A 2675-nucleotide genomic window follows, 5' to 3' on the forward strand; every position below is an offset into this window, starting at 1 on the left:
GCTTTAACTTTAACACAACCAACCACACAAAACAACGCTGTTGTTGGAGGCACATATACAAGAACATTTACCATTACCAATGGCGCAAGTGGTTGCGCTAATGCGGTACATTTTAGTATAACTTATCCAGGAGCAGGAATACAACTTGTTGATTTAAGTTTAGGAGCCACTCATTTAACTCCTACCTCTACAGTAGGAAACACAAGTTATTTTACCATTCAAGGTAGTTTGCTTACAGCAGATACACAATTGTGCAATGGCGAATCGCTTACTTTTACAGAAACATACAAAGTAAAAGCTTGTGATGCTGTAACGAATTATGCCACTGGATGGGGTTGTAGTGCAGCTCCAGCAAGTTGGTGTCAAACAGCAAGTAATATAGGTTACATTTCTATGACGTCTGGTACTCCTGCATATTTAGTTCATAAAACAACTATTTTAAATTATGTTGATATGTGTACTCCTTTTGTAATAAGAAATGAATATACTAATTCTGGTACTGGCGAGTCTAAAGCAGCTACAATGTATAACGTAAAATTACGAAAAGGAACAGCTTACGCTAATAACTATTATTTATCAGGTTTGTCAAATTTATATAATTTATCTACAGTATATATTAGAAATTCTCTTTTAGGGACAAATACAAGCGCAATCCCTTATACATTTACTGGAGGAATTCATACTATTAATTTAAATAATTATTTTACATCAGACCCTGATGGCGCTGGAGTAGGATTGGAGGATTTGGATAATGATGGTTTTTTTGATGACTTGCCTCCAGGTAATACAGTAATTACAGAGATAAATATTACTACAGATTGTCCAACTACTTGGTCATGCTCCAATAATAGCTTAACTCAAGATAGTGTTGGTGGCGATATTCAATATCACACTATGTGTGACACAAATAATTATATTACACCATATTCTAGATCTGGTGGAGATAGACTTAATCATAGAAAAATATCAGTTTCCCCGTCAGGGTATATACCAGCGAATATACAGTCTGGAGTATCTTTTGATATAAATATAGGAATCACATATTATGATGTATATAATTATTTAAATATTTCAGGAGCAACTCGATATGAATATCAAGTAACTGTACCTTCTGGAACTATTGTAACTGCTGCAAAATGGGGTAATGGTGAATATAATCCTACGGGTAGTACGTCTATAGTTGCATTTACTCAAATAGGCAATTTGGTTACGATAATTTCTCCAACAGTTGCTACTGCTACAACAGGTTGGGGTTGGGTAAAACTTTCTATGACTTATAACTGTACTGGGTCAAGTAATTTTTCATTAACATGGAAACTGTTTGAAAGAAATAACATTACTACTAATTGTAATTGTAGAGCAGAACAAGCTTGTGGTACATTAACAACACTAGCTAATTGTACGACTACTTGTAGTGCTGGACCAAATTCCTCAGTACCCATTGTTTCACGTACCAATAACTCTTTAGGTTGGACAGATTATACTTTAACAACAAGACAAAGTAAATCTTCAATTTCTGCATATGATTTATCTAAAGCACTATATTTAGATGAAATAGAAATACAAGGTAATGCAACACAATTAAATGCATCAAACAATTTATATTTGTATTTTGATTTACCTAAAGCTTTTGGGAATATAAGTAAATTGACGCCTTCTTCTTTAGATATACTTATAAAAAGATCAGGGATTACCTTAGTTAATACTACTACAACTTCATTCTCTCAGTCTTTATCAACATCAACAAATCAAGTTATTTTATGGGATTTGACATCTGTTTTACCTCCTGGAGGGTTATTAGCAGGAGATGTAATCGAATCAAAGTCAAGGTATACTGTTAGTACAAATTCTCTTCCAAACTATGATGTTCAAAGTGGAGGAAATTGGTATTTTTATAATTTGAATGGAAGTTTGAAAGAATATTGCAATGCGCTTGTTCCCGAAATGTATTTAGTTGGAACAACATACGTAAATACTCCTTCCAATGCACCTTCTCCTGAATCTTGTTCAAGTTTAGTTCCGAATGGAGGAATATATATAAGAAGAAATTTCAATGATGCAGGTCAAAATTACTCAAATGAATTCCGTCCAGCTGGATATATCACAAAATTTGAAATGACTATTCCAAATGGTTATTCTTATGTTTCATGTAGTTATGTCCCTTTACAAGGAGGATCGACTATAAATTTAACTCCAACAACAATATCTGGAAATACTTATGTATTTGAGAATACGGGTTCATGGGTAGCTTATAAATTAGGTGCATCTTCTTCTCAATATGGAGCAAGATTTATTATGACAGTACAACCAACTTGTGGAGCGGCTTCTAATACACTTCCTATATCAACAAAAACTTATTATAAAGATTATTATTATAATTATGCTAATAATGCTGTACAACCAACAACTTGGGATTACATAGTAAACTCTAATGTTCCATTAAATTACATAACTAGTACTGCTCCCGAAGTAAGTTTAACGAACCAAACAGGAAGTATCCAAGCGACCAATACTACAGAGAGTTTTGTATTTCGTATGGCAAGTATTGGTACCACTAAGGCTCCTTACACATGGTTTTCAATACCTACAGTTTCAGGCGTAACAATAACCCAAGTAAAAGATATCGCCACAGGCACAATCCTTACACCTATTACCTATACAGGAGGACAATGGTA

The 2675-nt window shown here is 33.8% G+C and carries 1 protein-coding gene; it reads left to right on the plus strand.

All coding sequences use genetic code 11. The annotated features are described in order from the left end of the window. The coding region (locus Q361_RS13815; protein WP_169929321.1) for a hypothetical protein at window positions 1–2675 on the plus strand (2675 nt) is incomplete at both ends.

This window comes from Flavobacterium croceum DSM 17960 (assembly GCF_002917885.1).
Lineage (GTDB): Bacteria > Bacteroidota > Bacteroidia > Flavobacteriales > Flavobacteriaceae > Flavobacterium > Flavobacterium croceum.